Raw genomic sequence first — 3,536 nt, forward strand, 5'->3', positions numbered from 1 at the left:
GGGATGTATTGTGCACTTTAAATCACGAGATATAAAATAATGTAGTGCATATCCTAACAAGTTAGGCAAAATACCAAAACAATGAAATTTATTATTGTAAATATATTAGTTGTGCTATTTTTTTCATACTCAGGCTTTAGCCAAAGTAATGAGAAGACTCAAAAAGCAGCCTTGAAGACTTATAAAAAAGGTACAAGACAACTCAAAAAAGGAAATTACATACTTGCAGATTCTCTGTTTGACATAGCTTTGGAACTGAAGCAAGGAGCAAATATATATTTTAACAAAGCAATAGCTAGGTTAAGAATGAAAGATACTTGCACTTTTTGTAAATATATCGAATTGGTCAATGACCTTGAATCAAGAAAATTATATAACACCTATTGCTTTTCACACGATACAATTAAAGTAAATAATCAAGCTAAAACGTATGAGATTTTAAAAAGAGATAAGTGTTCTAGTTTAGTGATCGGTGAAATACACAAATTTGATAAAGATACATCTCTGCTAGTGTCTCTAAAACACGGTATTCATGACATTGAGAATTCTATTATAGCATCATACTTGTTAGATGATTCAGTTAAGTATTTCATACTGACACCTTATCCTGCGGCTCCTAAGCTTAGCGATATTGAGTATTACGAATTAACTTATCAGACACTATATGTTTCATCCCAAGATACATTAATCTATAAGGAGCAACCAGACAGAATTATTTTAGATTTTGAATTTATAGTAACATCAGAAGGCATTGTTAAAAATATTATTTACACGGGCAATTCCTTTAGGTATGATATTTCTCAAAAAGTTATTGACAAGAGTATTAAAAGCCTTGCACTTTTAAATAGTAACTTCAAACCAGCTAAGTTTAATAGTAAGCCTGTTAATTCATATCAAACAATAAAAATAACCTATTATCTTAAGTACAATAAATAACTTTGCCTAACAAAAGTAACCGTTGCACAACCCGACAAATTGAATCATTCACTACTTTTTTACAGCTTTTGAAAAAAGGTAGCCTTGTAAATCAGAAGTTTAGGTTTTGTGAAAATAGCGTAATGCATGATTTTCTAGATTTTGGAGTTGTGCAACAGACACAAAACCTAAATTTCATGGGTGCCGCTGCATAGCCGAGCCATCCCTTAATCCCCCATAGAGCCAAAGCCTCCCAGCTTTGGCTTTTTCAATATCTCTCATCAGTTTATTTAATAGCAGGAGGGAGCTTCATCCTCGATATTGGCCGTTCCAATTAATTAAAATGATACAATAATATGCCGTTTTCAGTTCCAAATAGCGGTCTGACGACCTACGAATTAGAGAAAAATATCCGAATTGTAGCTCTCCAAAAAATATTTTTCAAATTATTTTACAAAAAAATATGATGTCTTCATTTTGTTCTCTATGCCTTATAAAATATAGCCTTCTGTTCTGATGGGAATGCTATATTTATCCTGACAAAACATCATTTTATCAGGATGAATGTCTTTTATGTTTGGAAATTAGAGAAATAATTATTTAACTTTATAATGTAAAGCGATTCACGGTATAATTAGCATGACGGTAATTATACCCTTAGTTCTCTAAAAGTTTCTTCCGGAAGAACTTTTTATATGGCTTCTGCAGAAGCCATACTATCTATCCCACCAAAATTACAGAAATAAGACTCCCCTTATTTCTTTACTGAAGATTTTGATTCGAAATCGAGATCTGAAGTTTTTAAGCTATTTGTATAGACGGTCATTTTATGGGCAGTCGTTTAAAAAACAGATTAGAATGAGACAGGACTTGCATTTTTTGTTTTGCACTTTGAATAAGTGGTTCGCGACTTTGTGAGTTTTGTTCCTGTTTTTAAGGCTTTTGTTTTTGACCTAGAGCAAGATGTTTTCGACTTTGAAAGCCTTGTTTCTGTCTCCGAGGCTTTTGTTTTTGACTTAGAGCAAGATGTTTTTGACTTTGAAAGCTTTGTTTCAGTCTCTAAGGCTTTTGTTTTTGACTTAGAGCAAGACGTTTCCGACTTTGAAACTTTTGTTTCAGTCTTTAAGGCGGTTGTGTTTTTTAGTTGAAAATAGATGAATGTCCTGACGTTTAGAGCGTTCGCCTGTTTTTCTTAGTTCGCGAATGTGTTGAAAATTAGAAGTTTAAAATGATATACAAAGCTTAAGTTCTTCATTCTTATCAACTTGAAATGTTTTAAATCAGTAATAAATTTGATGTTATGGACAAAAGATATATACCTATTCAACATATGATGTATCAGTTTAACGATTACGTCAATGTATCTAAAACAAAGCTGGAAGCCATCCCTTTGGTTTGGACGGTTACAAGTAAGATCTTGCAATTGGGCAATGATTTTAACGAGGCTCTCAGAGTACAGGCTGCTGATATTCGCGGTTATACGCTCACAAAAGGTGAGGCTAAAGTAAATGTGTCAAACAGTTTGATAAAGGTGCTTAATCTGATTTATAATGACTTACTAGTCAAGAATCAATTGAATCATATCAATGATTATAAATCGACTTATAAAAAATTGATGCGTTTGTCCTGTTCAAATCTTCTGGACAAATCCATATCAACCATAAAATATTGCGAGGAGCATAGCGAACAGTTGGCCGATATGGGAATCTCTGCCGAAATGTTGCAGAGCCTAAAGGATGATTCGGCTGCTCTGGAAACCTATATTGCAATGCCTCAGGAAATGATTAAGAAGAGGGAAGAGGCCGGATTAAAAATTGAACGTCTGGCTCGCGAAATCGATAGCCTGCAAATCGATCGTTTGAATAAGTTAATGGAGAGTTTCTTCAAACTAACAGATAATGAAGAGTATTCAGCCTATCTGCAAGCCGTAAAACGTGAAAAATTAGCCAGTAAGAAGTTGGCTGTCATTGGTTCAGTAAAAAATAAGACAACTAATCAGCCAATTAAACAGGCTCATATTCTGATTTCAAAGGTCGATATCGACCATATTGTGAAAGGCGAGAAGGGTGGTTTTCGTATTCCCCAATTGGCTGCAGATACCTATCCGGTTGAAGTCTCTGCCACCAATTTTATCACCCAAAAACTCACCCTGGTACATAATTTTGGTGAAACAGATCGTTTGGATATACTTCTGGAACCAGAACCCTTAGTAAGAACGTCATTATAAATTTTATTAAGATACTCTTGTGTAGCTGTTTCATTCTGGGTGGGATAAACAGCAACACATCAGTTTTAAAGTGTGATCGGTAGTGATCGCACTTTTTTTATGCGCCTTTATCAGCCGGAACACTAAGTAAATCTGTTCTATTTTATGTTTTGCAAGTATATTGTAAACCTTTCATAATATGTTTATTATCAATCCCGTCCTAAACGTTTTTGTTTGTGCCTTGTATTTCATTACTAATCTCACAATTAAACTCAATATTAGGAACAAGAGGTTCATTTTTTGAGCTCAAGGAAATAGGGCCTCTCTTTTAAATATTTTTCGTTTAACGAAAGCTTTAGTAAGACCGGGAAGTTGAGAACTTGTTCGAAAATCACCCGGCCACACTTAAGCATGA

Annotated in this window: 2 protein-coding genes; both read left to right on the forward strand. The window is 34.1% G+C overall.

What is annotated here, in order from left to right; genetic code table 11:
• The first annotated feature begins 81 nt into the window (after positions 1-81).
• Positions 82-936, forward strand: coding sequence for a hypothetical protein (locus tag ABY905_RS15140; protein WP_372645372.1), 855 nt, complete (start codon positions 82-84; stop codon positions 934-936).
• A gap of 1,279 nt (positions 937-2,215) precedes the next feature.
• Entirely contained in the window at positions 2,216-3,142 is a 927-nt protein-coding gene (locus ABY905_RS15145) for a carboxypeptidase-like regulatory domain-containing protein (protein ID WP_372645374.1), read from the forward strand.
• Positions 3,143-3,536 lie beyond the last annotated feature (394 nt).

Source organism: Ancylomarina sp., from assembly GCF_041555295.1.
Taxonomy (GTDB): domain Bacteria; phylum Bacteroidota; class Bacteroidia; order Bacteroidales; family Marinifilaceae; genus Ancylomarina.